Consider the following 25,554-nt stretch of genomic DNA (forward strand, 5'->3'; position numbering starts at 1 on the left):
GTTAATAAATAACTACAGAACGTATCGACTCACCGGCTTTCATCAGCCGAAATCCTTCATTGATATCTTCTAATTTCAAGGTATGGGTAATGAGCGAATCGATATTAATCTTTCCTTCCATATACCAATCGACAATCTTAGGCACATCAGTACGGCCTCGGGCACCACCAAAGGCCGATCCTTCCCATTTTCGGCCAGTGACTAACTGGAAAGGACGAGTACTAATTTCAGCACCAGCTTCTGCAACCCCAATAATAATGCTACGCCCCCAGCCTTTGTGGGTGCACTCTAATGCTTGGCGCATGACTTTAGTGTTACCTGTACATTCAAAGCTATAGTCAACACCTCCATCTGTAAGCTGCACAATCGCATCTACAACATTTTCAACCTCACTTGCATTAATAAAATCTGTTATGCCAAATTGGCGAGCCATCGCTTCGCGGCTGGGGTTGATATCAATACCTATAATTTTATCAGCCCCTACCATTTTCGCGCCCTGAATGACATTTAAGCCAATGCCTCCTAAACCAAATACAGCCACATTAGCGCCTGCTTCTACTTTAGCGGTAAATAATACAGCGCCAATACCGGTAGTAACCCCACAACCGATATAGCAAACCTTATCAAAAGGGGCATCTTCACGGATTTTTGCAAGGGCGATCTCCGGCACCACGATATAATTGGAAAAGGTAGAGGTACCCATATAGTGCAATAAAGGCTTATTACTCAATGAAAAACGTGAAGTACCATCAGGCATCAGCCCACGTCCTTGAGTACTACGAATAGCTTGGCAGAGATTAGTTTTTTGAGATAAACAGAATTTGCATTCACGACACTCAGGCGTATAAAGCGGAATGACATGATCACCTTTACGTAACGATTTAACCCCAGATCCAATATCAACCACTATACCTGCACCTTCATGACCAAGGATAGCAGGAAATAAGCCCTCTGGGTCAGCGCCTGATAGGGTGTAATAATCAGTATGGCAGATTCCTGTTGCTTTAATCTCAACTAAGACCTCACCTGCCTTAGGGCCAGTAAGATCAATATTTTCGATTGTAAGCAATTGATCAGATTCCCAAGCCACAGCAGCGCGTGTTTTCATGTCAAATAACCTCCTTCTATAGAATATGAATCCACAGTAGCAAACTCAAATTCTAATCATTTAATAATCCGTCAAAATAATTAATAATCTATCATTCCCAATGTAATATTAGATCGAAACAATAGATCAATGAATGTGCTTAAGAAGGAGCGCAAGGGTGTGCGACAGCCCCCTAGCGGGATTACGTATTTACTTCAGCATCGAGCGCAAGGGCACAATAAAACATATTGACTACGGTGTTTTTCTATTATGGAATAGACTTTCCATCTAAGACTACCGCGAGGAGCGCGGAAAGTAAAAGCCTGTGGAGAAGCGCAGACACCTAAAAATAACTTGGTATCAAGTGAAGACAAAGGCTTCGATGAGGCGAGAAAAACGCAGTGAACAACTGGGTAGGATATTCGGTCGGCGAATGCAAATAAGCTGATAATTGCGGCACATAATCAGTTAACTCCAAACAAACAAATTACCCAGCGGCCGAAATTATATAACCGCTGGATAATTAGCTTAATATTAGTTAAATTACTGCTCTCATATTGTTTAAAAACCCTTAGGCAGCCACCTAATTATTCGGTATATTTTCCCCCGTACCCTCAAACTGTCTTAAATCCACCAGCCCAATATGAGTCATCGGATGTAAATAATCACAACCGGCATCCCCCACACAGCCAAAGAGCACCATCCAACCCGAGCTATGCCAAGTCATGGTGTTACCTTTAATCTTATCGGTTAACGTCGTCGCGGGATCATCCCACACCACCTTTTGGTAAGTATCTTTAGCGGCATCATAGACGTACACTGAAGAGGGATACGTAAACTGGTTTATCTTGCCTGATACGCCATTATTCATCTGCTTATACATGGCTATCTTATCGCCTAAGGCCGCCATGTACACTCTTCCCCAATCATCCCCATTCCCATCGCGCAAGTCATCAGGCAGCAATCCCATTTCCTCAAAGGTATGGGTATCAATATTCCAGCGCCATAAACTATAGACATCTCCAAAGCCTTTCATGATGCTGCTGGCCTCATTGGTAATATAGATATAGCGGCCTACCTGCGCTACCGTGCCATCGGCAAACAAGCCAAAGGTATGGGGATAGGTGGCCCATGTTTGGGTATCGGGGTCAAAGTAGTAGGCGCTACGGTCATCTAGGAAAATCAGTTTATCCGTTTGAGCATCATAAATCCCATGGGCAGAGGGTCTTGGTCGAGCTTGCATGGTCTTCATCGGCTCTGCCGGTAAGCCTTCCGGCTGTACCCATTGACGGCTGATAAAGTCAAAGTAAGAGAGAATACCAAAGCCCCCCCCTTGATTACAGGTGTCATTGTAGGGATACCAAATCCCAGGCCCTAGCCACATCCGTTGTCGTTTCGTATCCCATAGCTGGCCCACTTCATCGGGATGCCTAGGATAGTTGCCCGTCGAGTTACCACAGTAATGGGCTTCTATTTTCCAAGTGTTCGCAAGGACATCATAGCTGTGTAAATCTTGTCGGCCATCTTGGGCAACGACGCTATCTCCAAAAGGAAACGGGGTATAATCTCCTCCACCCCAGTCACCGGCCACCACATACAGCTTGCCATCTCCCAGTTCTGTTAAGCGCATATGCTTAGCGGCTCCATAGGGGCTTAGGCTGCTTTTTAACGGCGGTAGCGCTTGCGGGACGGCAGTCACTTTAATCTCTCCAGAAATAATCTGGGCCGGTGCACCAGAGGAACTTGGGGGGGGAGTTACCGGCGGACTTACCGGCGGAGTCACAGGGGGCGGGGGAGGATCTGGATTTACCGGCGGTGAGGTAGGCGGTACAGAACCACTACTGCCCCCCGATACATTACCAGCCAACTGTAAGCACCAAGTATTACTACTACTATAGCCTCCAGAGATAATATTTCCATTGCTATCAAAATAGGCCCCCCCCCGATAACAGTGCTTCTCTGTCGTCGGATCATAGGCCCCAAACGGCATCCGTACCGCCGGCATATTGGCTTGGGCGGTAATGTCTACCCAAGCAGGCCCCTGGTTATGAATATTCCAAGTAAACACACTATTGGTGCCCGTCCAGTTGGCATTGGATCCCAGTGTGGTAGGATTGCCCCCATAGACAACAATGTCTCCTGTGCCTTGATCATAGGTGACTTGGGGATAGGAACGGCTAACCGGTAGATTAGGAAGACTCACATCCCATTGCCGGGTTACTAAATTAAATCTTCTAAACTTTTTGCTATCAACCAATACGCCTCCCTCATTACACACCCCGCCCACAATGTACACCCACTGTCCCGCCGCTACCGCGCTATTACGCATGTTTTCACAGGCATCGGTGTTGGCCACTCCATTTACAGGCTCCAAGCTATAAGTTCCATCAGACTGGGGATGAATCAGCGTAATAAATTTACTCGGGCTACCGTTGAACGCTCCACCATAGACAAAGCCCATGTTTTGATCTTCACTCCAGACCATCGCTGGATTAAAGGCAGACCAGTTAAATCCGGCAGGCGCTTTAAACAACCCGCCCATCACCGTATTAATATCAACCCACTGGAGGCTAGCGTAATCAAAGAAACCATTCTGGTTAGGTTTGCCATTTAAATAAGCGCCTCCCAAAATCACCAGCCCTCTACCAGGGATACTTAGACTTAAGTGGTTGTCTCGATCGTTAATTCCATTTCCCGTTATCGCAAAGGTGGGCCCTGAACCTTCGTTATCTTGTTGTAGATAAGTAAAGGTATCGGTAGCTGAATCAAAGCAGCGAACAGAATTATTTGGATCTCCTGAGGTGGCGTTACCAAATAAGAAAATAATACAGTTACGGCCATCGCCTACCTTAGCATAAGCCCCTGAGGTCCATCCCGCTGTATAATTCGACGGATCATGATACGGGCCTGTACTTATTGGATCAGCGTAAGCAGGGCTTATTGCTAACCCAATTGAAATAAATAGTAATTTCTTCAGCATAACTTATTAACCTCAACATCATTAATTAGGGGTTATCTGTTAGCCGTTCTTCTAAAGTTTTCTTAAAACAAAGAAATAACTTGAATGAATGCAGCTACATGAATGTAGCGGGCATAAAATAAGTAGATTTAGGATATTTTATGAGACGGAGTGCACAAAACTCACTATTTATAGCGAAGTGCTATAAATATTTCTTAGATCTTATGTTGTCATCTCTTAATTTTTATTTAATTTCTAATAGGCATTCATCCTGCTCTTTTATCTACCTTACAAAAAATAAAACACTAGCGTATATTTATTGCTATAAAAAAATACTAAAAACCCCCTCTATTGTTGATCTTATATAAATTCAATTAGTTTACTTAAAAAACATTAATAAACGTTATCCCACTAGGTTTTCTATAAGAGACTACTAGTTAGTTTTAACGTCCTTACTTTATTTAACCGTACGATAAAAATTATTGCCCCTAAGGCTTTATATGAAATTTAGTATTAAAGAATTTAGAGACTGGGAAAATAAATGCATTACTCTTTTAGGCATGTCAGGCGTGGGTAAGACACGCCTAGCCTATATGCTACGCAAACATAATTGGTTTCATTATTCTGGAGACTACCGTATTGGTACTCGTTACTTAGATGAGTCTATCCTTGATAACATCAAGCAGCAGACCATGCAAATTCCTTTCTTACGGGACATGCTACGGTCGGATTCAATTTATATCCGCAATAACATTACGTTCAATAACTTAAAGCCAGTATCTAGTTTTTTAGGTAAACTGGGAAATCCAGAGCAAGGAGGATTAGGATTAAAAGAATTTAAGCGCCGTCAAGAATTACATCGACAAGCAGAAATTGCAGCGATGAAAGATATACCTGCGTTTATTTATAAAGCACAAAAAATCTATGGCTACCCCCATTTCGTTAATGATGCCGGTGGAAGCATTTCTGAGTTAGATGATCCAGATGTACTGAATATGCTGGCGCAGCATACTTTGATCCTTTATCTGAAAGCTACTGAAAAAGATGAACAAGAGCTGATTCGGAGGGCAGAAGAAGATCCTAAACCATTATATTACCGTGAAGATTTTTTGGATGAGCAGCTTGCACTTTATAGTCAGGAGAAAAAGCTGCCCTATATTGCTTTAATCGATCCTGATGAGTTTGTCCGCTGGGTATTTCCTCGACTCTTCTATTCTCGCCTGCCACGTTATCAAACCATTGCTGATAAGAACGGGTATATTATTACCACCGATGAGCTTAGGCAGGTAAAAAATGAGGCTGATTTTCTTCATTTGCTAGAATCAGCTATAGATAGACAGTCCTAGTAACACATTACATCATATAACAACCCATGCCTTTAGTTGCCAATTCTGATTTGCCTACCTTTGAACGGCTAAAACAAGAAGGTGAAGTCATCATCCCTAAGGATGTGGCGGTACATCAAGATATTCGAGAAATGCATATTGGGTTACTTAATATGATGCCTGATGCAGCACTTGCAGCAACTGAACGGCAGTTTTTCCGGCTGATCGGTGAAAGTAATCAAATCGCTCAGTTTTACCTCCACCCATTCACACTTAAGAAAATTAAACGCGGTCCGGAAGCTATTGCCTATATAGAGCAGTACTATCAGTCCTTTGAGCAAATTCAAGCTGAAGGATTAGATGCGCTTATTATTACTGGAGCTAATATAACTCAGCCTTATCTCTCCTTAGAGCCTTTTTGGGAACCGCTGATTAAAGTAATTGATTGGGCTTATGAAAATGTGACCTCCACCCTTTGCTCTTGCCTTGCTACCCATGCTGCCCTTGAATTTCGCTATGGTCAGCAACGCCGGCAATTATCCACTAAACGCTGGGGCGTTTATTCCCATCGAGTACTAGATCGATCTCACCCTTTAGTAAGAGGGGTAAACACGCGCTTTGATGTACCCCACTCGCGTTTCAATGAGATTAGCCATGAGCAGTTTAAAGCAGCAGGTGTTCATGTTTTAGCAGAAAGCACAAAAGGCGGCGTTCATCTGGCTGTGAGCGAAGATTTATTTCGTATTGTATTTCTTCAAGGACACCCTGAATACGATAGCATTAGTCTATTGAAAGAATATAAGCGAGAAGTTTTACGTTTTGCGTATAAGCAACGAAACGATTATCCTCCTTTCCCTGACAACTATTTTACTCTGAAGACTCAAGCTATACTGGAAGAATACAAAGATCAAATTATCCATGCTCAAAGCAAAGGCTGTCCAATCCCTGAATTGCCTGAGTCGCTGATTATAGGTTACTTAGATAATACTTGGCACGATACCGCTGAGTCCATACTGAACAACTGGATTGGTAACGTCTATCAAATTACCAATAATGATCGTCGACTGCCCTTTATGGAAGATATTGATCCAAATAACCCGCTAGGGCTCCGGTATTAACTCCACTAACACATTACTGCTGTTATCTAAAAATTACCTACTATATTATTTATTACTATTATTACCTTTATTCCACCCCGCTCTCATACCTACTCCTAATGGATGCCACTCATGGGTAAGCCGTATAGCCTCTGCAACCTGCGATTTATCCATATTTTCAGCAAGAATATCCCTCGTATGAGCAGCCCCCTTATCCCCCCGCTCTGCCGCAAGATTAAACCATAAGTAAGCTTGGACATAATTTTTTGCTATCCCATCCCCTTCGCTATATATTTCTCCAAGTCTATTTTGTGCTTTTAAAATCCCCTGGTTAGCTGCCTTAAGATACCATTTAATAGCTTCTTTTCGATCCTCAGAAACCCCATAATCATCATTATCATAGAAAAAACCAAGATTAAATTGAGCTTCGGGATCCCCGTCCTCTGCTGCTTTTTTAAACCAATTAATTGCTATCTTATAATCTTGTGGCACCCCCTTTCCTTGATGATACATCACCCCTAAATTAAACTCAGCATCCACACCAAATTGCTTACTAAACTTATCAAACCATCTCTTAGCCTCTGTTGGATCTCGGGGTAAACCGTACCCATTAGCATACATAAGCCCTACGTAGTACTCAGCAGTCATATTTCCCTCTTCAGCAAGAGGCATGAACTCCTTAAAAGCTACGTCATAATCTTGATCCCTATAAGCTTTTTTTCCCGATTCTATATCGGCTTGAGCTACTTGCAATAAACTTAAGCTTAGTATAGCTACTATATATTTCCATATACCTACTATATTCAGCCAATAAACCCTAGAGCCTTGTTTCATCAAAGGATTAACCTCTTTACTCATATCATTTATTTATCAATTTACTATAAGCTATATTTCTGTAATCTTCTATCAGTTTCTCATAAACATCAGCCAGGTCGGTTATAAAGTATTTAATTTAACTATTTATCCCTCAACGAGGGCTCATTATATAAGGTGATTATAAATAAATAACAAACAATAACAGTCTACTAATTTAGTGTTGAATTTAGATTCAAGCACAACTTATTAATAACTCTAAATGCTATAACAACATACTCCCTAATTTAATAAAAATTAGGTACATTTATTATCTCTTCTTTTCATAATCCTAAAGAAGAGCTTGGAGTTTGCACCAAAGCTTCAAAATTTCTATTAGCGGCCGAAAACTACTTAAAATACTAAGGAGAAATCTAAGAAAGTATGAAAAAAGAAACACTCTGGTATGGTTATCTGAATGCAGGCCAGAAGAGTACCCCTATTCTGCTCGACCATGAGCTTCCCACAAACAGTAATGAAACAATCTACTTGTTTAATCTTATGCGGGGAGAAATTCTAGAATATCAACGTCAAGTGGTTGAAGCAAAGCTACAAGAGCTAAATGTTGATGGGCAAACAGAGATTATTAACCAGCTTAAAGAAGCCTATACAAAAGCTCGGCGTAATTTTAAACCACGGGGAACACATGGGCCACAATCATCCGACGGCCATGATCCATTGAGTAAAAATGAATCAACGGGAAAAACGCTAGAAGATCTGACTGGGTTTATAGAGACAGATGATGATGGAGGGTTTATTGAAGAAGAAGATGAGGAGGAGGATTGGTTTGATAAAAGCTCATAACCACCTATAGTAACTAATTTTCGTTTTAAGTTAAGGCGTTGTTATGGTTTTTTATAAAATTGTAAATATAAACTAAAGCGACGCCTTAGTTATCCTATATTTTGTAACACCATGTCTTAGGTATTACCTAGAATAATAGAGTAAAAGTATATGATAAATAGGGTCACCTTGAAGATATAGATTGATGACCCAAAGTACAGTATAGCTTAAATAATACAGGCTAGATAACTTAGAACGAAGAATATCCTAACATGATTGCAACTAGATAAACCCCGCTTACTACCGCTAAAGATCCCCCCGTAACAATGGCCCAAAGTATATGAACCCGCTTCCCCACAATACAGACGATAATACCTGCTATGAGGGCAAAGAGCGCTGTTGCAGCTAATATTCCCTCGTCAGCTACTGGAGCTCCTACTCCACCTGTTATAACATCTTCTTTATAACGCATGCGCCCTCCTTCATTTTTCTTAAAATATACTTATTAAATAATTCTCTATTTAATTATAGTCAGCCTAGAGCTATTATGCCATGACAATCTTAGAGTAATAGATAATTAACCATGGTCGAGCTTTATCTAATTCAATTTCCTTAACAGAGTATAAGGATAAATCCTTCCTTAATCGCTAGCAGTGCTCCCAAATACCTCCTAGGATGGCCAACTCACTTATCCAAGTATCCGTAGGCTGTTGATACAGAAATAACACAGTATCAGCAACATTTCACCATATATTTTCAAGAATTTTCATATTAAGCCCATCATTTTCCTAAATTTTAAGCTACTACTGTAATATATATTTATCGTGCTCAAGCGCTTTATCGAATAATGATAATCTTTATTTAACCTATTCTGGGTATTAAAAAAACCAGATGAAAAACCTATAGTGCTATTTTTATAAAAAGAGTATTATATTAAATTGGATTTATTAAAATACCACAATGGTCATTGTTCTATATCCTTCCTAACAAACGTAGCCTTACTATTATTTAGCAAGGTATTTTCTTTTTTAAAGTACTCAGCTAATAATAAAGATTTAATAAGGATCTTGCCGTGAAAGCACTCAGAACAATCGTTATTATTGCGGCACTAGCTGTAGTTATTATACTTAGTTATCAATGGCCTAGACCTAGTATTTTTAAAGAAATTGAACATATTATTTTTAGAATAACCCCATTGTGTTGAGCGTATTATTTTCAAAATATTGAAAATTTAAACGGAGTAAATAGAATTAGTGAAGGCACTCAAAACAATTGTTATTATCATAGCAGTAAGTGTAGTTATTATATTCTTTAGTTACCAATGGCCCAGAACGGCGATTTTTAAAGAAATTGTAAGCACTGAAGTTAAACGTATCGGTACTAGGGATCAATATCGTATTACGGCTATTGAGCAGAAAAATAACAAGCCTATGGTATTTCGTAATGAAGATTCGTGGTACCGGCTTAAATTCAATAGCGCAGATATTCAAGGAGATGCAGCTCACGCTGCACGGCAAAATATCCCTGTAGAGATTACCTACTATGGTTGGCGTAGTAATCTACTCTCATGGTTTTGGAATGTTACTAAGATTAAGCTTTTGCAAAAAGAAGAGGTACCTGCTAAACCATAGTAGCCAGTCTTCTTCTATTACTACAATTTCTTGTAATTGGCTTTACTCTAGGCTCAATTAATATTCATTTTCGGGCAGACCAAAACGTCAGTAAGTTAAACCACCGACCAACCGATTCTACTTGCTTAAAACCTGCTTGATACAAATAGTTCGGTATCTCACCTCGGATATTAACAACAAGAGTAGGCATTAATATCTGAGGCCATAAAATTAGCCACCATAAGAAATTCCTAGGTCGATCTAAATCGACCGCTAGCAAGTGACCACCTGGCTTGAGTACACGATAAATTTCAGCCAACCCTTCAGTCTTTAGCTCTGAAGGCAAATGGTGCAACATTAAACTAGATAATACGACATCAAAATATCCATGCTCAAAGGGAAGTTTTTCAATAACCCCAGCTTAAACTGGGCTTGGCTTCGGCAGTGGGAAGCATTCTTTCTTGCTAAAGCAATCATTTGGATAGAAGGATCCACTCCTATAACCTTCCCTGTTAAGCCTACTGCCTTCGTCGCTAATTGGGTTAGTACGCCGGTACCACACCCAATATCCAGCACTCGATCCCCAAGGTTTAGCTGAGCATGATAAATCGTTTTCTGCCTAAATTTTTCCCTTAAGCCTACTAAAGCACATTCGATATCATAGACCACTTTAGTACAGATCCACGGGTTTTGAGTGCTTTCTCTTGCTCTAAATCATGATGCATAATATTCGCTTTAATCCCACTTTAGGCTAAGACTCCCATTTTTCAACGCAGCTAGTAAATGCCTTTTTGATCTGGTAAACCTTGGCTAATTATTTGTAAAATATTTTCACCAGCCCCATTATACAGCTCAAGGGAAATTACTGTATTTTTAGCTATTGATTTACGGACGATCCAAGCACTGGTTACATGCATTCTTTCTATCTGAAGGGTAAAATCAACATCCAAAAGAGTATAGCTAAATCTCGTAGAAAATAAATACTTAATTACACCTACATACGTTTGAACTGCCCCAAGATTACCTACACAAAAAGTTACTCGCTGCGCTATATCCCGCAACGCTTCTATCAATAACCATACATCCGATAATGCTATCGGTGTAGCAAGATCAGATCCCACTAAACCTAGTCCTTGGATTCGAGTAATTCCAAAATTCTTAAAAAGAGCAGACAAGTCACGAATATCTTGGAAGTCTAACCATGACTGGCGAAGAAGATCTACATCAATTTCTTTATCGGCGCGCTGAGGTAATCTTGGCACTGGAGCTATCGATCGCCGAAGTTCCTGATCAACACTACGATAACAGTTAACTAAGCGCTCATAAGCTTCTCGGTTGCTATCGGCAGTTAAATAAATTTTATGTACACTAGAGCCGTCTCGATTAAAAAACTGTAAGCCATAATAAAATCCGTCATCCAAGCTTTCCTGAACAGCAAAACCATAATGCCAATGATTAAGAAACAGCTTCAGATTAAGCCTATCACCCTGTATCAGTCCCTCATGATTCCATAATTTTATGGTTTGACATTGACCTATATTCTCTTGTGCCACACAACCATTGTCAGTCACTACTTTTACGCGACCCAACTGCGGTAATTCCTTGATCAGATCCTGTAGGCCACATAATCGAATTACTATTTTATTACAAGATGCTGCTAACAGTGGTGTTTCATTGATATTTTTAGGGATATCCGCCTTTAAGAAACCCCTAGCTCCTTCATGATATTGTGTTAACGCTGCTAACATCCTAATTTATCCGTAATAATTCTATTAGTGATAATGATAATCATTTAAATATAAAAAATCAATGATATTATCATTTATAAAATAATATCTTTACTATTTTGTTGGGAAGTTAAATTAAATATTTTTAGACCAGATCAGCCGATCTAATCTCAGTCTATGCCTAGTGTCTGTCAGCCAATAAACCCCTCCCAAAACAGCGCCTACTGATCCAAATGCTGTGCTACCTGAAATTAGAAACATAATTAACATTTGGTATTTTACTGCTTCTATAGGGTCAACACCGGCCAGAATTTGGCCAGTCATCATGCCAGGTAGCGAGACTAAACCCGAAGCTGCCATAGCATTGATAATAGGTATTAGTGCGCTATATAAAGCATTACGAGTAACTGGAAGGACGGCTTTCCAGCGGGTAGCCCCTAAAGCCAGCTGAGCTTCTATAGCACGCTGCTCTCTTACCAACCCCGCAAAAAGATTATCTAAACCTAAGCTAATTCCCGTCATTGTGTTCCCTAAGATCATTCCTAACAAAGGTAACGTATAACGAGGAGCGTACCAAGGATCTGGTCGTATCTGGATCGTTAAAGCAAGGACAGTAATTAATCCTGTCGCCAATAACATACACCCTGTGCCCAGACCATAAAACCAAAACCCAGCTATGCGGCGCTTCTGACGGGCTACAACTTCTCCACCTGCAAATAAAATCATGGCCAAGGCGGCAAAACCCGTCCACTGGGGAGAATTTAAAGTAAAAAGTATCTTTAACACCAAACCTACTAAGGTCAGTTGCACCATCATGCGAATAGCTGCAATTAAAAGTTGCCGTTCTAATTTGAGCCCAAGAGAAAAGGACAAAGCGCCGTTGAGAACGACTAACATTGCAGCCATAGCTAAATCAAAAGTATTCAACGAAATGTAATTCAAAATATCCCCTCATGAATAGTGCCCTTTTCCACTAACAAGAACCGCCTTGCAATCCGGCGCGCTTGTTCTGGATCATGAGTAACCCAGAGGATACTTAGGCCCATGTTTAAATGTTCCTTAAGAATATGTTCAACTCTATCAGTAGCTTTAGGATCAAGCCCTGAAGTAGGTTCATCCAATAGTAAAACCTGCGGACCTAAAACTAGCGCCCGAGCTAATGCAAGGCGCTGGCGCTCACCCGTAGATAAACTTGATACGGGTCGATCTAGAATAATTACAGGCAACCCCAAAGCTACTATCCAAGGATTTGCTTCAATCACTGAGGGAAAGTGATCAATTACCCTATCACCCCACCAACCAGATTCAGCGGGTAAATAAATTACCTGCCGTCGCCATTGAGGTGCAGGAATAGTCTCCCGTAACTGGCCATCCAGTGTGATTTCACCTTGATTAGGATCTAGATCAGCAATAGCACGTAGTAACAGGCTTTTCCCCGATCCTGAAGAACCTTGTACTGCTAAGCACTCTCCATTTTTTAACCCAAAAGAGGTAGAAAATAGACCCGTCCGGCGTAAACTACGCACAGTGAGTGCCATAAACTAATGAAAGCGCTTGCGCCAATACGTTAAAAACCCACTACCTACCAATAACAACAAAGTAGCGCCTAAAACTGCTATCACCCAAGATCTTCCCGTTTCTAAAAAACGCCACGTATGGAAAGAATATAACCAATTAGTCCAATGAGAAGATATCGAATCGATTTTAATTACCCTACCATCAACCCCGTGGAGATAAACATAAGCTCCATCCTTAAAATGTAACTGTAGTAAATAATTATCTGGAGTAGGAAAATAAATACGATCTAAATGCACTCCAGGATAAGCCACAGATCCTTGGGCTATCGCACGTTCTAAATCAAAAGATTGTTGCGTATCTATTTCTCTTATTTTTATATGCGGTGGTGGATTCAGCCATTGTTTTAGGGGTTTATCAAAATTAAGTAAAGCCCCAAGGATAGCCAATAGCGCAAGTATCCCCCCCAGAATTAAACCTAACCAGCGGTGGACACTACGTAGCTTTATCCGCCAAGATTTACCCTGCCAAGCGTAAATACGGGAGGAATGCCGCCACCATAAAATTAAACCCACCAGCCATAAAATAAGTAATGAAATACCGCTAATACTGGCAATTATTCTTCCAACTAAACCAAAAGGCTTGCCATGATGCAAAGAATGAATAAAGCTCAATCCATCTTGATAATCTAATCTCTGATAGGCAAAAATCACACCAGTGCCCGGATTCACAAACACCAATTGGTTATCATTATGGTTCCCCTCAAGTTTAGCAACTGCTGCTCTATCAGGCGCAGTGGATAAAGAGAGTTGTATTAGCTGATGTTTAGGGTAGGCACTACGGATTTTCTCTACCAAAATTGTAGGAGCCAAGCTGTGATCCACAGGAGTAGTTAATTTATAAGGAGGGTAACTATAGCGCAGCTGATCATAAAAACCCAGCACAATACCTGTACTAGCAATAATCAGTAAAAATACCGCACATACCGTTCCTACATAGACATGAATTTTAAAAAAAACTTTTGTACTGCTCATAAAAACCCAGAATAAATCTTAATTTAACTATACACAAAATTTTCGCCTGCTTTCAGCCCTTACTCCTAAAGTAGACAAATAGGACACGGTTCAATCTAGGTGATGAATATATCTTTACGATTTTAAATACCAGCCCCTTAGCTAATAGTTTATGAGAACAAGAAAATATGTTATTTATCTAATAAATTAGCACTATGATAATTAGAGTGCTAATATAACGATTGAACTTCCAAGGGAGAATAGTATGGAATTAGGTTTATATCATAGTAGCAAAACCTTAGTACCCGTTGCTGTTGGTGATCTCAATGCTTATTACCGCAGCATCCGTAGCATCCCTATGCTAAGTGCTGATGAAGAACGCCACCTAGCCCTCCAGCTCAGAGATCATAATGATCTGGATGCCGCCCGACGGCTAGTGATTTCCAATCTTCGTTTCGTTGCTCGAATTGCACGAGGATATAGTGGTTATAAGCTTCCTCTTGCCGATCTCATCCAAGAAGGTAATATCGGCCTGATGAAAGCGGTTAAGCGTTTTAATCCGGATCATGGAGTACGTTTAGTGTCTTTTGCTGTACATTGGATTCGAGCTGAAATCCATGAACACATTCTTCGTAATTGGCGGATCGTAAAAATAGCAACGACTAAGTCTCAGCGTAAGCTATTCTTTAATTTACGAAGGGCTAAAAAACGGTTGAGCTGGTTAAATCAAAAAGAAATAGATGAAGTTGCTAGTGATCTAGGTGTAAGCCCTAAGCAAGTAATGGAAATGGAGACTCGTTTAAGCTCTCAAGACATCTCCTATGACTATATTAAGGCCGAAGATAACGAAGACCATGCCCCCCCCCCACCAGCTGCCTATCTTGCTGCTGATCCAGCCTCAGATCCAGCTCAGCAGATAGAGCAGATCAACCATGATCATCATTACGATCAACAGTTACAGCAAGCGCTGGCTGAATTGGACTCTCGGAGCCGGAACATTGTTAGCCGCCGCTGGCTACAAGAAAATAAAAGCACTTTACACGAATTAGCGGCTGAATACCAAGTTTCCGCTGAACGTATCCGTCAGTTGGAAAATAATGCTATCAAGAAGTTACGTGCGGTTATGACAGGATAATTACCTGTTATAAAGTCTATAGTGGGGTGCCGATAGTCACCCCTATTTTTTTATTATTACTATGGCTTCAACCCAGAACTCTTAAGTAAATCTTGGATATAATTTACTGGGATAGCATAGGTAATTCCGCTTGGATCTTTGAGTATATTTTCTTTGCTGCCTTTCACAAACACCATATTGACTACGCCTAGTACATCTCCAGTCACTGGGTCATAAACTGGGCTACCGCTGTTACCTGGATAGGCTGTAGCATCAAGCTGAAATACTTTAAAAGGATGGGAGCTGAGCTGTTGAATACGTTGCGGGTTAAGGTCACGGCTACTTCTCCCAGCCGTAGCAATTGGTACGATAGCCGATACAATACCTCGATGAGTAACCGGATACAGCCCTAATACAGGCCCAATAGGGAAACCTGTAAAAGCTATAGGGTTACCCTCGCGGACTTTCAAAACATCTCCTAGAGAAACATGAGGCAGAATAGATCCCTCTATTTTTAATAATGCAAGATCATGCATAGAGTCTATAGTCACTTCCTCCGCTCGACGCAGCTGACCCCTAATACCGATAAAAATAGCTATATACTCCTTACGCTCAGCGTTTAGTGCAGTTGGTAAAACATGCGCATTAGTGATAATGTGTCGTCCGTCAGCTACGACAAATCCTGTTCCTCGATAATTTGCTTGAATCCCTCGAACAGGCGCGTAAGTACCTACCCCTACGACTGCTTGTTTAATGTGTTCAATTGTCTCAGGTAGGCCAATCGCCAGTACATTCATCGGTGCTAGAAGAAAAAAACCTACACTCAGTAGCTCCCATAGTTTTTGTAGCACCCAGCCAGGCAGAAGAAAAAACTCTTTCACTTGCAGTAACCTAAACTAATCATTGTTCTTTTACACTACTCTACTGCAAGGAAACACATAATTTTGGGCAAAGAGATACACTTTAATTATCGCAATAAGCCGCGTATATTTCTTGACGTAATGGCCTATACATCCACGGAAACCACCACATGAATAAAGAAGATACAGTATTAATAATATCAAGATATTGGTTTACCCTATATTGTTGTTTCCATTCTAAAGCGATCATCCCAACTGCTATACCTATCCCTCCCCATATAAATACCCTACCTGGTTGCTGAAAGCGAAGTACTAACAGGCTAAGTGCAAGAAATGGCCAGCTACCTAGAAGAACATTAATAGTATTCATTAGATCACGATTAAGATACCCTTGAAATAGTATTGAGTTAAAATTAGCAGGGGCAACATTAGTTATAGGATCTAGTCTATTAATCGTAATAGCCCCAAAAAGCGCAGCAATACCCCCCACAATAATAATCTTGCGCGGTTGCTTATACAGCATAGCAAAACAAAGCATTCCAATCCCTGTGCCTACGATAGCTTCGGCAGTGAGTACGTGATTTATGATAGATACCTGAAGAATAAAGACTGCACTAACAAACCCTAAAAACCACCAAAATACGGGTTTATCAGGCTTAAAAGTTAAAGCAATGATTAATCCAAGGGCGGTAGTCTCTAAACTGTAGACTATCGTTTGCCCAACTTCGAGAGAAGATCGCTGAGTAAGTACATACCAAAGTGGCTTAAGCCCTTGGCGTAAATTAGAAATATCAAGTGAAGGTATCCAAGGCATGGTTTGAGAAATAGCCCATAGTCCCAATAAAAATAGGCTTATATTTGCTAGTGCCCCAGACTGTATATAAGCCTGACGTATCGACAATAACCATATATAGATCCCCTCTTGCGGGAAGAATGAAATACAAATTCCCCCACCTATGAATGCTCCAGCAACATTAGATATTATATCCCAGAGTGAAGGCACGCGAGCCGGCAAGAAAATTTGCAAAAACTCAAGAAAAGTGCTTAATAAAACTCCCCCTAATAAAGCTATCAAAAGCTTAATTACTGAAGATCGAGAAACTGTAGCATTAGCAAGTAGAAAACCCAGCGGTATATACATACTAACATTAGCAAAAATATCCGTATAACTCAGCTTCCATCCACGCTCAAAATCCAACTGCTGTTGGGTTTCAGAAGGTATTCGCCATCCCTGCCATGGATAAAGAGTCCCATAACACAAAAAACTCACATAAAGAATCACCGGCAGTAAGGAAAGCCATTTACTCTGCTGCTTAAATCTCACGGTATATAATTTTTCTTTAAGCATACAACCAGTAAACATAGCGAATAAAATTCATGAGCTAACCTTACTCACCTAGCTAATGCCTAGAAAACACCCCTTTTATCCCTGTACTTACTAGCGTTTAAATACTAATAGATTAACCAAAGTGTAAGTACAGCCCAGCCTATTGCAGAAAATAAAATATGAGGATCTCGCCTCAGATCTTGGGATGGCTCTCCCCCTTTTCCTTGGTGATGAAGCAAAAATATATACCGAAAAATAGCATAGGCTACTAACGGCAATGTATAAATGAGGTTTTCAGTCCCATGAGCTTGAATAGTTTCCGGGCTCATAGTATAAAGGCCATAGGACATTAGCACGCAAGCTGCAGTTACTGTAATCATTTTATCCAGTAAAATTGGACTATAATCAGCCAATACACGACGATGATTTGCTCCGCCTTCCTGTAAAACCATAATTTCAGCCCGCCGTTTTGCAAAACCTAAAAATAGAGTAAGCATTAAAGAGCACAGCTCTAACCATCGAGAAGGGGCGATACCTACGCCCACTGTACCTGCCAAAATACGCAGCAAAAACCCAGTAGCGATAATAAACACATCTAAAATTACGACATGTTTAAGCTTAAAGGAATACGCTAGATTCATAATAACGTAGCTCAACAAAATTAATAGGGCAGCACGAGAAACCCATTCACCTAATCCTAAGCTGATAACTCCTAGAACCATTGCTAAACTAATGGCGGCCTTTACCCCCACAGTGCCAGCAGCTAATGGTCGATATTGTTTAGTAGGATGGCTACGATCGTTTTCCCGATCAATTAAATCATTAAAAATATAAATAGCACTAGAAATCAGAGAAAAAGCAATAGCCATGGTAACCACCTGAGTAACCATAAAAAGATTACCCCAAGCGTGGCCAAAAAAGATACCCACAAGGACAAAGCTATTTTTCACCCACTGGTAAGGGCGCATCAAGTAAAACAGATCGCCCAAGCGATTCAAAAGACATTCTCCATGGGAAATTGGCGATAATAAGCATAATCTGCGTAATCTAGCAGTGCTTGATCTCCTTCACTATCTCCATAAGCATACAAACAGTAATTACGACGATCTCCTAACAACGCTGTTAAACGTCGGATTTTTTCATCGCCATAGCAGTTTTCCCCATTTAACCGTCCCGTTACTAAACCATCAATAGTTAGTTCTAGACGCGAACCAAGTACAGCAGTAAAACCTATTTTATTAGCCCAAGGTTTTAAATAAAGCTCCAAGGAGGCACTCACCAAAATACAGCGATGATTCTGACACTGGTGCCATGCTAAGCGCTGTAATGCCTTACCGCGTAATAAATAGGGAAGAGGATATTGAATAAAATATTCTGCACTTTGCTCAAGCTTAGCCAGATTTTGCCCTGATAGGAAACGGGTTAAAACCCGCTGCTTAGCTTCATGATTACTTAAGTAGCCGCATTTATAGGCCAACAAAATAGGAGATACCTTAGTTAAATATTGAGTAAAACGCAGAGTTCCAACCACAGTCCATAGAAAAGGAAACAAGCTGTCCAGATAAGTCAGCGTACCATCGAAATCAAACGCAGCAACAACAGGCAGGCTCTGATTTGCCATTAAAGCTTAAGGCGCTTAAACAAAAATTCCGGAATAGCGCAAATAATAAACATAATATAACGCCAAAACCAAGGGACGTAGACTCTATCTTGGCGTTGTTCCAAAGCAATGATAATCCGCTCACCTACGGTATAGGGTAAGGCAACCCAAAAAAGCCTAGGTAACCCAAAGGTCATTCCAGTATCTACAAAGCCTAGCTTAACTGTGAGTACCTGTACTCTTGAGACAAATAAACGGTTACGCAATCCTTGAAGAAAAATACTGAGCCCACCCTTAGCAGCACCATAATAATAATTACTTTGCCGGCCTCGATCCCCTGCCACCGAAGATAAACCAATAATAAAACCTGATCGTTTATTTTCTAAGTAATTCGCACACTCATTAAGTAGGGAAACAGCACCGATGAGATTTATAGCCATAATCTTTTTTACTTCTTCAAATTCTGTCCGAGCTGCCACCGTATCACCTAAATAGCCGAAAGCTAATACTACCCCTTCTAGTCCCCCCATTGTTTCAACCGCCTGCTCTAAAAACAAACCATGGGCTGCATAGTTACCAGCATCAACAGTTCCCCAGTGCACCTTTATCTGATAGCGAATTATAAGATCTGCTGCAATTCGTGCTAACTCAGCTTCATCTCGCCCACCCAAGTATAGCGGATGGCCACGGCGTGCCAATGCTACTGCCGTACCACGGGCGATTGCAGAGGTAGCGCCTAGAATCAGAACAGCGCCCCTCATAGCGTACCTGCCAGTTGAAGGCGGCGAGAGAGGTCAGATTGAAATCGCCTCTCTGGATCAACGACCTGCTTAATACGCTGCCATTCTTCGAGCCGTGGGTACATAGCTCGTAGACTCTCAGGACTTAAACAAGCATCCTTGGCTAAATACACCCGCCCTCCATATTTGATGACTAATTCATCTAATTGCTGTAACAGATTGAGCACCTTTTTACCCGTCATAGGTAAATCTAAGGCTAAGGTATAGCCCGCTACAGGAAAAGATAAAAGCCCCGCGTTAGCCGAGCCAAATCTTTTAAGTACTGCTAAAAACGCTCCCTGCCGACTATTGATGAGATGCTCTAATAAACGGCGTATCCCCTCATGGGCATAGGGATCAGGGATTGCTACTTGATACTGAAGGAATCCTCGTCTGCCATATAAGCGATTCCAATGAGCTAACGCATCCAAAGGATAAAAAAAGGAAGCATAATCAGTAATAAAAGATCCTTTTTTCCTTCCTTGATGGCGATAATAACGTTCATTAAAAACAGCCATAGTAAACCGGTTAAGCACAAAAGAAGGAAAGTTAAAAGGAATACTTTTTGAGCATAAAGGGGGAACGAAAAACGGATCTTTCCAATCATCTGGTAGCTCATCACGACGCGCATGATGTCCTTTCATTACAATACTGCGACCAAAATGACGGCGAGCACTGGCACAATCGATCCAAGCAACTGTGTATTGATCATCATAGTCCGTATCTTCAAGCCACTTGAAAGTGACCTCTAGATCAGAGGCGGGATTATGTTCAGCCATAATAGCTGCTGTTTCAATGGGAATTAGCCGAAAACTAGCCTCAGTAATAATGCCAGTTAAACCCATTCCTCCCAAGGTAGCCCAAAAAAGCGATTCATTTTTTTCTGGAGAACAACGCTGACGATGACCATCAGCGAGCATTAGCTCTAGTTCCGTAACATGAACACCCAATGTCCCCGCATGATGATGGTTTTTACCGTGAACATCAGCCGCTATGGCTCCACCAATAGAGACATACTGCGTCCCAGGAGTAACTGCTGGAAACCAGCCTCGAGGGACAAAAGTTTCCAAAATTTCAGCTAAAGTAGCCCCAGCCTCAGCTGTCAATATCCCTGTAGAGTCATCAAAAGCTAGAAACCGGTTAAGACGTTCACTTAACATCACTTGGCCTTGGGAAGAAATGGCTGCATCTCCATAGCTTCGTCCCTGCCCCCGGCAGATAAGACTACCCTGCTTTGGTATATTTACATCCCGCATTAGCTCAGGGCGAATAAGTATAGATTTTGCTGTGGGATAACACCCCCAGCCAGAGATAGTTTTACTCAGTGATCTTGTCATCGAAATGCGCGAGAGACCCTGGTGTTCAGGCCGGGGAGGGATAGCGCATCGGCGTAAAGCCGACCCTGTTCTCGCTTCTCCTTTGTCGTTGGCTATCTTTTTGTTTCGGCATTATCACATAATCTAAGATAAAATGTGAATTATGAAAGTCAAGCGCGCATACAAATACAGATTCTATCCAGACCCCGAGCAAACAGAACTGCTTGCAAAGACGTTTGGTTGTGTGCGCTTTGTCTACAATCACCTCCTGAGATACCGAACGGATGCGTACTATCAGGCCAAGGAGAAGATCAATTACATTGGCGCTAATGCCAAGCTGACCGAGATCAAACAAAAGCCTGAGTTTGCTTTTCTCAATGAAATTTCTAGTGTTCCTTTGCAACAATGCCTGAGAAATCAGCAGGCCGCCTTCAAAAACTTCCCCCAAGCGAACCTACGCTGCTGCCGGTTACCGATAAAAAGGTCGGCATCGATGTAGGCATTAAGAATTTATTCGTCACCAGTGATGGCTTCAAATCCGGAAATCCACGCCATAGGATGAAGTACGTCGCCAAGCTTGCCAAATACCAACGCCGCCTTGCCAAGAAAAAACTTGGCGGCAAGAACCGGCAAAAGGCAAAGCTCAAGGTGGCCCGTATTCACGCCAAAATCTCCGATTGCCGGATGGATAACTTTCCCGCAAAAACCTTGCGGTGAAGAACATGATTAAAAACCCGAAACTGGCAAAGCCCATCGCCGATGCAAGCTGGGGAGAATTTACTCGGCAGTTGGAATACAAGGCCAAGTGGGCCGGTAGAGTGTATATCGAAATTGACCGATTCCTCCCTTCGTCAAAACGCTGCCACTGCTGCGGGTTTGTTTCTGAATCGATGCTGCTTGATGTCTGCTCGTGGATCTGTCTAGAATGCGAGAGAAAACACGACCGCGATGTTAATGCGGCGTGTAATATAAAAGCCGCCGGACTGGCGGTGTTAGCCTTTGGAGACTGAGTAAGCGGCGGTAGCATTTCGCTGTTGTCGTTCCGCGATCGATGAATTAGGAATCCCCTTCCTTTGGGGAGGGGGATGTCAAATATCTGTTTTACTGCTTCTTTAATCTTAACTGATTCCGTCTATTCATTGGATATGGCTTCCTTTTAAAACGATTAGTACTTCCTTTTCTCGCTTCACTTATATTATTACCACGCTGCCACTCATCAACCTCTTTTTGCAAGATAGCACTCACAGCTACCCAAGTATAAAATAAATCAAAATAGGCAAGGCTGAGAAATGCACCCGAGACGCCATAGCCCACGAGAGAGATTTGTATAGCCTTTGCGTATGTTCTTATCCACGCCATTTCAGGGGGATATTCCAACTTGCTAAGCTTTCCTAACTGAAAAATTGTGCCCCACAGTAACAGCACAAACAAAAAAAATACGATAAAACCATGTTCCCCCATAGTTTGAAAATAGATACTGTGAGCTGCCTTTGCTTTTCTCTTCCAGTTGCCAATAAAATTGGCATAACTCAGCCAGCGCTCAGTATCCCCATTATAAAATCGCATCCCGGCCCCTAGAAAAGGGCGATCTTTAGCAACGTTAAATGCTACCCCCCAAGCCTGAATACGCTGCAGTGAGGAGCGATCTTTTTCATAGCTAACGGTGGTCTGTTGCCGAGCGACCCATTCTTGGGGCATCAGGTTTTTGCCAAACGTAAAAACTAAAGGGGCTATTAAAAGTACTGTAAACAACTGGCGCTTATACTGCCAAAAAATGACAAATATAACGACAACAAGACCCACCATGGCTCCACGGGAATAAGTTCCTAAGATAGCGGGAATAGTCAGCCAAAATGTAGCAAATAAAGCTAATCGAATCCACTTATCTGACTCCTCGCGAGCCATGAACAGAGCAAGGGGTAGTATCATAAGCAATACTAGTCCCATTTCGTTGTTATCTCCAAAAAAAGATTCTGGTGGCCCCAATACTCTATTATGCCCACCTGTTACAATAGTAAAAATCCCTCCCTTAACCCCATAAAACCCTAAGGATCCTACAATGACTAAACATAAAGCACGGATTCGATATCGCCCATAAATCATCATCGCTGTTATGAAGGTAAATAAAAAAACCTTCTCATCTCTATTCCATTCCTCATAGGCTTCTTCTGGATACCAAGCAAAAATCGTCGTAATTGTAAAATACACCATAAAGATAGCAATTGTGATCATTCCTCGCGTCCAAGGAATCGATCGCCGATCTTTAGCAAAGAATAGCCCAAAAATAGTGGCTCCCCCAATAGCCATGGCCACAGGCAAGCTTGCAAGAGTCCAGCTCAACTTATGAGGATTCATATAACTTAGCCATGACCAAGCCAATACGCCAATCCATGGCCGAATCAGACTCGCTGGCACTAACGCGACTAAAATTGCCAATATGACAATATCACGTAAACCCATGTTTACTTCCCTGAAAAAGAATTAGCAGCAGCTTGAAATACTGCATCTAATTCTTCGGCCTTCCGCATCCAAGTATAGTGACTACAAACCGTTTTTCGTCCCTCTTGGCCAAGGGATTGTTGCCATTTTCTATCCTTAATAACCTTTATTGTTGCTTTGGCTATAGCTTCGGCACCAGCACAAATAAGGATATTTTCATTTTCTTGAATTACCAACCCACCTGCAGCAACGGGTGAAGCAATAACGGGTTTACTCATTGCCCAAGCCTGTAGTATTTTATTTTTTATTCCAGCGCCCTTTCGCATTGGGCAAACAAATACGGTTGCTCGCGCTAAATAGGGTCTTACCTCTTCAACAAATCCCGTTACAATGACGTTATCTCTCGCCAATGCTTGTACGGCTGGAGCAGGATCTCGTCCCACAAGAATTACTTTTACCTCCGGTATTTGCTGTTGAATTCGAGGTAAAATCTCTTGTACTAAAAAACAGGCAGCATCTATATTCGGCTGAAATCCCATTGACCCTTCAAATACAATAGTTGCCGGATCTGAATCTCCCTCAAAAGGGTAAAAATAGTTTTCATCTACCCCATTGTGAATCGTATATATGGGCGTATTAGGGCACACACGGCTCAAAACACTTGCTTCTAGCTCGCTGACCACAATACAAGCATCGGCGGGACAAAAATAGCAGCGCTCAAATAATGCATTTTGCACTAAACGCTTTCCCATTCGTATCCGTTCCATAAAATGAGTAGCGGTACATAATTCTCGCCAATACTCGACAATTCCCTCGTCAACAATATCGGCAACAAAAGGCAGTGATCTAGAACGAGGTACATTCACCACGGTATTCCAGCCTGACATCCATACGAGATCATATGCTTGACTGGACATATGCTGCTGAAGCCAATCTATCATGGGCTGGCTTTGATGAGATAAATCTATTGAAAGCATTCTCCGTAACCGCATTCCTAGAGCCTCTTTTTTTGGTTGCGGTTGTGGAAAGACAATAATTTTATGAAACAAATCCTTTAAAGGAGAAGGGATATCCTTATCCCCGTAACAGGCCAGATCAAAACGATGTTTAGATAATAAGGAGCGCACATAATGATAAATACGAAGATTTTGCCCATTATGCAGCGGGAAGGGATAACGATCACAAAGAACAAGAATCCGCATTAGGTGTCACTTAATTGGGTCTTCGCCCTAGAAATAGCTCCACGAAAACCTTTACTAGACCAATAGCTGCAGTTTTATTTAAATTTGCCGCCAAGCTACCAAGATAACAGCTCAATGCATTCCCATAACGCCCCTGCTGCCGTGCTTGATAGGCACGCGCACATCGAACGATTCTAAGCTTCTTCATTAACGCTCTTTGCTGGCTTGTCGTTAACTTACCCACGCGTTGCCTAAATGTGGCTAATACCTGTTCCGTTTCTAATAATACTGCATCAAGAGCACTACCTAAACTATCTGGATAATCGTATGTACGCACAAGAGGCCTTTCTATGGCAGCTATCCTATAGCGCCTCGAAATTCGGAGCCATAAATCAAGATCTTCACCAATTCTAAATTGCTCATCAAAAAGATTTTCTCTAAAGAGCTCCGCACGCCCCACTACAGTGGGTGTAGCTACAAATAAGGAGGTGCAAATTCGCTCAAAGCCATCACGGAATATGAGACCCTCACTATCCCGCTCACCTCCCGGCAGATAAACGGAAGTATGTTGATCAAATCCATTTATAATAAATTGATTATTTCGCCATTTTTCAAAATTAGTACAGATTAAACCCACATCAGAGTAGCGTTGCATAATCTCCAATTCAGGGCGTAATTTGCCTTCTAGCCATTCATCATCTGCGTCAAGAAATGCAATATATTCCCCTTGGCTGGCTTTGATCCCTATGTTTCTAGCGCCTCCAGCACCTATCCCTGAGGTACGGATAACTTGCACTTCCTTATAACTAGAAGCTAGCGCTCCTGTCTCATCTGTTGAACCATCATCAATCACAATTAATTCAGTAGGTAAATTAACCTTTAAAACACTCTCAATAGCCCTAGATAATGTTTCAGTAGCATTTCGGGCAGGGATAATAACAGTTGTCTTCGCTACCCGCACAAATCACAT

At 41.5% G+C, this 25,554-nt stretch carries 25 protein-coding genes and 1 pseudogene; 8 read left to right on the top strand and 18 right to left on the bottom strand.

The window, feature by feature from the left end:
• Position 1: 1 nt before the first annotated feature.
• Entirely contained in the window at positions 2–1,108 is a 1,107-nt protein-coding gene (locus tag TAO_RS06115) for an S-(hydroxymethyl)glutathione dehydrogenase/class III alcohol dehydrogenase (protein ID WP_096527089.1), read from the bottom strand.
• Positions 1,109–1,670: 562 nt separating this feature from the next.
• Positions 1,671–4,067, bottom strand: coding sequence for a hypothetical protein (locus TAO_RS06120; protein ID WP_096527090.1), 2,397 nt, complete (start codon positions 4,065–4,067; stop codon positions 1,671–1,673).
• Positions 4,068–4,546: 479 nt separating this feature from the next.
• Between TAO_RS06120 and TAO_RS06125 the strand changes: the two genes are divergently transcribed.
• Complete coding sequence (locus tag TAO_RS06125) at positions 4,547–5,392, top strand: ATPase (RefSeq protein WP_096527091.1); 846 nt, start codon at positions 4,547–4,549, stop codon at positions 5,390–5,392.
• 26 nt (positions 5,393–5,418) lie between these two features.
• Entirely contained in the window at positions 5,419–6,489 is a 1,071-nt protein-coding gene (gene metA, locus TAO_RS06130; protein WP_096527092.1) for a homoserine O-succinyltransferase MetA, read from the top strand.
• A 45-nt stretch (positions 6,490–6,534) separates the two neighbouring features.
• Here the strand turns inward: metA and TAO_RS06135 are convergent, their stop codons facing one another.
• Complete coding sequence (locus TAO_RS06135; protein ID WP_231910606.1) at positions 6,535–7,326, bottom strand: tetratricopeptide repeat protein; 792 nt, start codon at positions 7,324–7,326, stop codon at positions 6,535–6,537.
• A gap of 378 nt (positions 7,327–7,704) precedes the next feature.
• Here TAO_RS06135 and TAO_RS06140 point away from each other — a divergent pair, with 378 nt between their 5' ends.
• Positions 7,705–8,124 carry a hypothetical protein gene (locus TAO_RS06140; protein WP_096527093.1) on the top strand — a complete coding sequence of 140 codons (420 nt, stop codon included), beginning with the start codon at positions 7,705–7,707 and terminating at the stop codon, positions 8,122–8,124.
• A gap of 229 nt (positions 8,125–8,353) precedes the next feature.
• Here the strand turns inward: TAO_RS06140 and TAO_RS06145 are convergent, their stop codons facing one another.
• A complete protein-coding gene (locus TAO_RS06145) occupies positions 8,354–8,575 on the bottom strand; it encodes a hypothetical protein (protein WP_096527094.1) in 222 nt (73 codons plus the stop codon).
• A gap of 781 nt (positions 8,576–9,356) precedes the next feature.
• On the opposite strand from TAO_RS06145, the gene TAO_RS06150 reads away from it, so the two are divergent.
• Complete coding sequence (locus TAO_RS06150; protein ID WP_096527095.1) at positions 9,357–9,734, top strand: DUF1523 family protein; 378 nt, start codon at positions 9,357–9,359, stop codon at positions 9,732–9,734.
• Positions 9,735–9,798: 64 nt separating this feature from the next.
• On the opposite strand, the pseudogene TAO_RS10150 reads toward TAO_RS06150, so the two are convergent.
• From TAO_RS10150 to TAO_RS06175, 5 genes and pseudogenes are all read right to left on the bottom strand, one after another.
• Positions 9,799–10,292 (bottom strand): annotated as a pseudogene (locus TAO_RS10150) (class I SAM-dependent methyltransferase); the annotation flags it as partial.
• 197 nt (positions 10,293–10,489) lie between these two features.
• Positions 10,490–11,461, bottom strand: a complete 972-nt coding sequence (locus tag TAO_RS06160; RefSeq protein ID WP_096527096.1) for a ChuX/HutX family heme-like substrate-binding protein — start codon at positions 11,459–11,461, stop codon at positions 10,490–10,492.
• A 114-nt stretch (positions 11,462–11,575) separates the two neighbouring features.
• Positions 11,576–12,382 (bottom strand): ABC transporter permease, encoded by an 807-nt coding sequence (locus tag TAO_RS06165; RefSeq protein ID WP_172419068.1) that lies wholly within the window; start codon positions 12,380–12,382, stop codon positions 11,576–11,578.
• A complete protein-coding gene (locus TAO_RS06170; RefSeq protein ID WP_096527097.1) occupies positions 12,379–12,978 on the bottom strand; it encodes an ABC transporter ATP-binding protein in 600 nt (199 codons plus the stop codon). Before TAO_RS06170 ends, TAO_RS06165 begins: the two co-directional genes overlap by 4 nt.
• A gap of 3 nt (positions 12,979–12,981) precedes the next feature.
• Positions 12,982–13,989, bottom strand: coding sequence for a PepSY-associated TM helix domain-containing protein (locus TAO_RS06175; RefSeq protein WP_096527098.1), 1,008 nt, complete (start codon positions 13,987–13,989; stop codon positions 12,982–12,984).
• A gap of 244 nt (positions 13,990–14,233) precedes the next feature.
• Between TAO_RS06175 and rpoH the strand changes: the two genes are divergently transcribed.
• Complete coding sequence (gene rpoH / locus TAO_RS06180; protein WP_096527099.1) at positions 14,234–15,103, top strand: RNA polymerase sigma factor RpoH; 870 nt, start codon at positions 14,234–14,236, stop codon at positions 15,101–15,103.
• Positions 15,104–15,162: 59 nt separating this feature from the next.
• On the opposite strand, the gene TAO_RS06185 is transcribed toward rpoH, so the two are convergent.
• The 6 genes from TAO_RS06185 to TAO_RS06210 form a co-directional block, all read right to left on the bottom strand.
• A complete protein-coding gene (locus tag TAO_RS06185; protein WP_231910607.1) occupies positions 15,163–15,963 on the bottom strand; it encodes a S1 family peptidase in 801 nt (266 codons plus the stop codon).
• A gap of 82 nt (positions 15,964–16,045) precedes the next feature.
• Complete coding sequence (locus TAO_RS06190) at positions 16,046–17,266, bottom strand: VanZ family protein (RefSeq protein WP_096527783.1); 1,221 nt, start codon at positions 17,264–17,266, stop codon at positions 16,046–16,048.
• A 128-nt stretch (positions 17,267–17,394) separates the two neighbouring features.
• Positions 17,395–18,267, bottom strand: coding sequence for a decaprenyl-phosphate phosphoribosyltransferase (locus tag TAO_RS06195; RefSeq protein WP_269459385.1), 873 nt, complete (start codon positions 18,265–18,267; stop codon positions 17,395–17,397).
• Complete coding sequence (locus tag TAO_RS06200) at positions 18,264–18,890, bottom strand: HAD-IB family hydrolase (protein ID WP_096527100.1); 627 nt, start codon at positions 18,888–18,890, stop codon at positions 18,264–18,266. Before TAO_RS06200 ends, TAO_RS06195 begins: the two co-directional genes overlap by 4 nt.
• Positions 18,890–19,630, bottom strand: coding sequence for an SDR family oxidoreductase (locus TAO_RS06205; protein ID WP_096527101.1), 741 nt, complete (start codon positions 19,628–19,630; stop codon positions 18,890–18,892). The genes TAO_RS06200 and TAO_RS06205 overlap by 1 nt, the downstream gene beginning before the upstream one ends.
• Positions 19,627–20,985 carry an FAD-binding oxidoreductase gene (locus TAO_RS06210; protein WP_096527102.1) on the bottom strand — a complete coding sequence of 453 codons (1,359 nt, stop codon included), beginning with the start codon at positions 20,983–20,985 and terminating at the stop codon, positions 19,627–19,629. The genes TAO_RS06205 and TAO_RS06210 overlap by 4 nt, the downstream gene beginning before the upstream one ends.
• A 142-nt stretch (positions 20,986–21,127) precedes the next feature.
• On the opposite strand from TAO_RS06210, the gene TAO_RS09935 reads away from it, so the two are divergent.
• Genes TAO_RS09935 through TAO_RS09945 form a run of 3 tightly spaced genes read left to right on the top strand, consistent with a single transcriptional unit; the run spans position 21,128 to position 21,974 of the window.
• Positions 21,128–21,463: a helix-turn-helix domain-containing protein gene (locus tag TAO_RS09935; RefSeq protein ID WP_231910608.1), complete on the top strand. Its 336-nt coding sequence runs from the start codon at positions 21,128–21,130 to the stop codon at positions 21,461–21,463.
• The gene (locus TAO_RS09940) at positions 21,370–21,681 is read left to right on the top strand and encodes a transposase (RefSeq protein WP_102135942.1); all 312 of its coding nucleotides are present in this window, start codon (positions 21,370–21,372) and stop codon (positions 21,679–21,681) included. Before TAO_RS09935 ends, TAO_RS09940 begins: the two co-directional genes overlap by 94 nt.
• A 5-nt stretch (positions 21,682–21,686) precedes the next feature.
• Positions 21,687–21,974, top strand: coding sequence for a zinc ribbon domain-containing protein (locus tag TAO_RS09945; RefSeq protein WP_102135943.1), 288 nt, complete (start codon positions 21,687–21,689; stop codon positions 21,972–21,974).
• Between the two features lie 91 nt (positions 21,975–22,065).
• Here the strand turns inward: TAO_RS09945 and TAO_RS06220 are convergent, their stop codons facing one another.
• Genes TAO_RS06220 through TAO_RS06230 form a run of 3 tightly spaced genes read right to left on the bottom strand, consistent with a single transcriptional unit; the run spans position 22,066 to position 25,545 of the window.
• Positions 22,066–23,424 carry a putative O-glycosylation ligase, exosortase A system-associated gene (locus tag TAO_RS06220; protein ID WP_096527103.1) on the bottom strand — a complete coding sequence of 453 codons (1,359 nt, stop codon included), beginning with the start codon at positions 23,422–23,424 and terminating at the stop codon, positions 22,066–22,068.
• A 2-nt stretch (positions 23,425–23,426) separates the two neighbouring features.
• The gene (locus tag TAO_RS06225) at positions 23,427–24,605 is read right to left on the bottom strand and encodes a glycosyltransferase family 4 protein (RefSeq protein WP_096527104.1); all 1,179 of its coding nucleotides are present in this window, start codon (positions 24,603–24,605) and stop codon (positions 23,427–23,429) included.
• A 10-nt stretch (positions 24,606–24,615) separates the two neighbouring features.
• Positions 24,616–25,545 carry a glycosyltransferase family 2 protein gene (locus TAO_RS06230; RefSeq protein ID WP_096527105.1) on the bottom strand — a complete coding sequence of 310 codons (930 nt, stop codon included), beginning with the start codon at positions 25,543–25,545 and terminating at the stop codon, positions 24,616–24,618.
• Positions 25,546–25,554: the final 9 nt, after the last annotated feature.

The organism is Candidatus Nitrosoglobus terrae (assembly GCF_002356115.1).
In the GTDB taxonomy this organism is placed as follows: Bacteria; Pseudomonadota; Gammaproteobacteria; order Nitrosococcales; family Nitrosococcaceae; genus Nitrosoglobus; species Nitrosoglobus terrae.

Coding starts and splice junctions, on each gene's coding strand:
- TAO_RS06115 (WP_096527089.1), bottom strand. CDS start 1,108: ATGAAAACACGCGCTGCTGTGGCTTGGGAATCTGATCAATTGCTTACA.
- TAO_RS06120 (WP_096527090.1), bottom strand. CDS start 4,067: ATGCTGAAGAAATTACTATTTATTTCAATTGGGTTAGCAATAAGCCCT.
- TAO_RS06125 (WP_096527091.1), top strand. CDS start 4,547: ATGAAATTTAGTATTAAAGAATTTAGAGACTGGGAAAATAAATGCATT.
- metA (WP_096527092.1), top strand. CDS start 5,419: ATGCCTTTAGTTGCCAATTCTGATTTGCCTACCTTTGAACGGCTAAAA.
- TAO_RS06135 (WP_231910606.1), bottom strand. CDS start 7,326: ATGAGTAAAGAGGTTAATCCTTTGATGAAACAAGGCTCTAGGGTTTAT.
- TAO_RS06140 (WP_096527093.1), top strand. CDS start 7,705: ATGAAAAAAGAAACACTCTGGTATGGTTATCTGAATGCAGGCCAGAAG.
- TAO_RS06145 (WP_096527094.1), bottom strand. CDS start 8,575: ATGCGTTATAAAGAAGATGTTATAACAGGTGGAGTAGGAGCTCCAGTA.
- TAO_RS06160 (WP_096527096.1), bottom strand. CDS start 11,461: ATGTTAGCAGCGTTAACACAATATCATGAAGGAGCTAGGGGTTTCTTA.
- TAO_RS06170 (WP_096527097.1), bottom strand. CDS start 12,978: ATGGCACTCACTGTGCGTAGTTTACGCCGGACGGGTCTATTTTCTACC.
- TAO_RS06175 (WP_096527098.1), bottom strand. CDS start 13,989: ATGAGCAGTACAAAAGTTTTTTTTAAAATTCATGTCTATGTAGGAACG.
- rpoH (WP_096527099.1), top strand. CDS start 14,234: ATGGAATTAGGTTTATATCATAGTAGCAAAACCTTAGTACCCGTTGCT.
- TAO_RS06200 (WP_096527100.1), bottom strand. CDS start 18,890: ATGGCAAATCAGAGCCTGCCTGTTGTTGCTGCGTTTGATTTCGATGGT.
- TAO_RS06205 (WP_096527101.1), bottom strand. CDS start 19,630: ATGAGGGGCGCTGTTCTGATTCTAGGCGCTACCTCTGCAATCGCCCGT.
- TAO_RS06210 (WP_096527102.1), bottom strand. CDS start 20,985: ATGACAAGATCACTGAGTAAAACTATCTCTGGCTGGGGGTGTTATCCC.
- TAO_RS09935 (WP_231910608.1), top strand. CDS start 21,128: ATGAAAGTCAAGCGCGCATACAAATACAGATTCTATCCAGACCCCGAG.
- TAO_RS09940 (WP_102135942.1), top strand. CDS start 21,370: ATGCCTGAGAAATCAGCAGGCCGCCTTCAAAAACTTCCCCCAAGCGAA.
- TAO_RS09945 (WP_102135943.1), top strand. CDS start 21,687: ATGATTAAAAACCCGAAACTGGCAAAGCCCATCGCCGATGCAAGCTGG.
- TAO_RS06220 (WP_096527103.1), bottom strand. CDS start 23,424: ATGGGTTTACGTGATATTGTCATATTGGCAATTTTAGTCGCGTTAGTG.
- TAO_RS06225 (WP_096527104.1), bottom strand. CDS start 24,605: ATGCGGATTCTTGTTCTTTGTGATCGTTATCCCTTCCCGCTGCATAAT.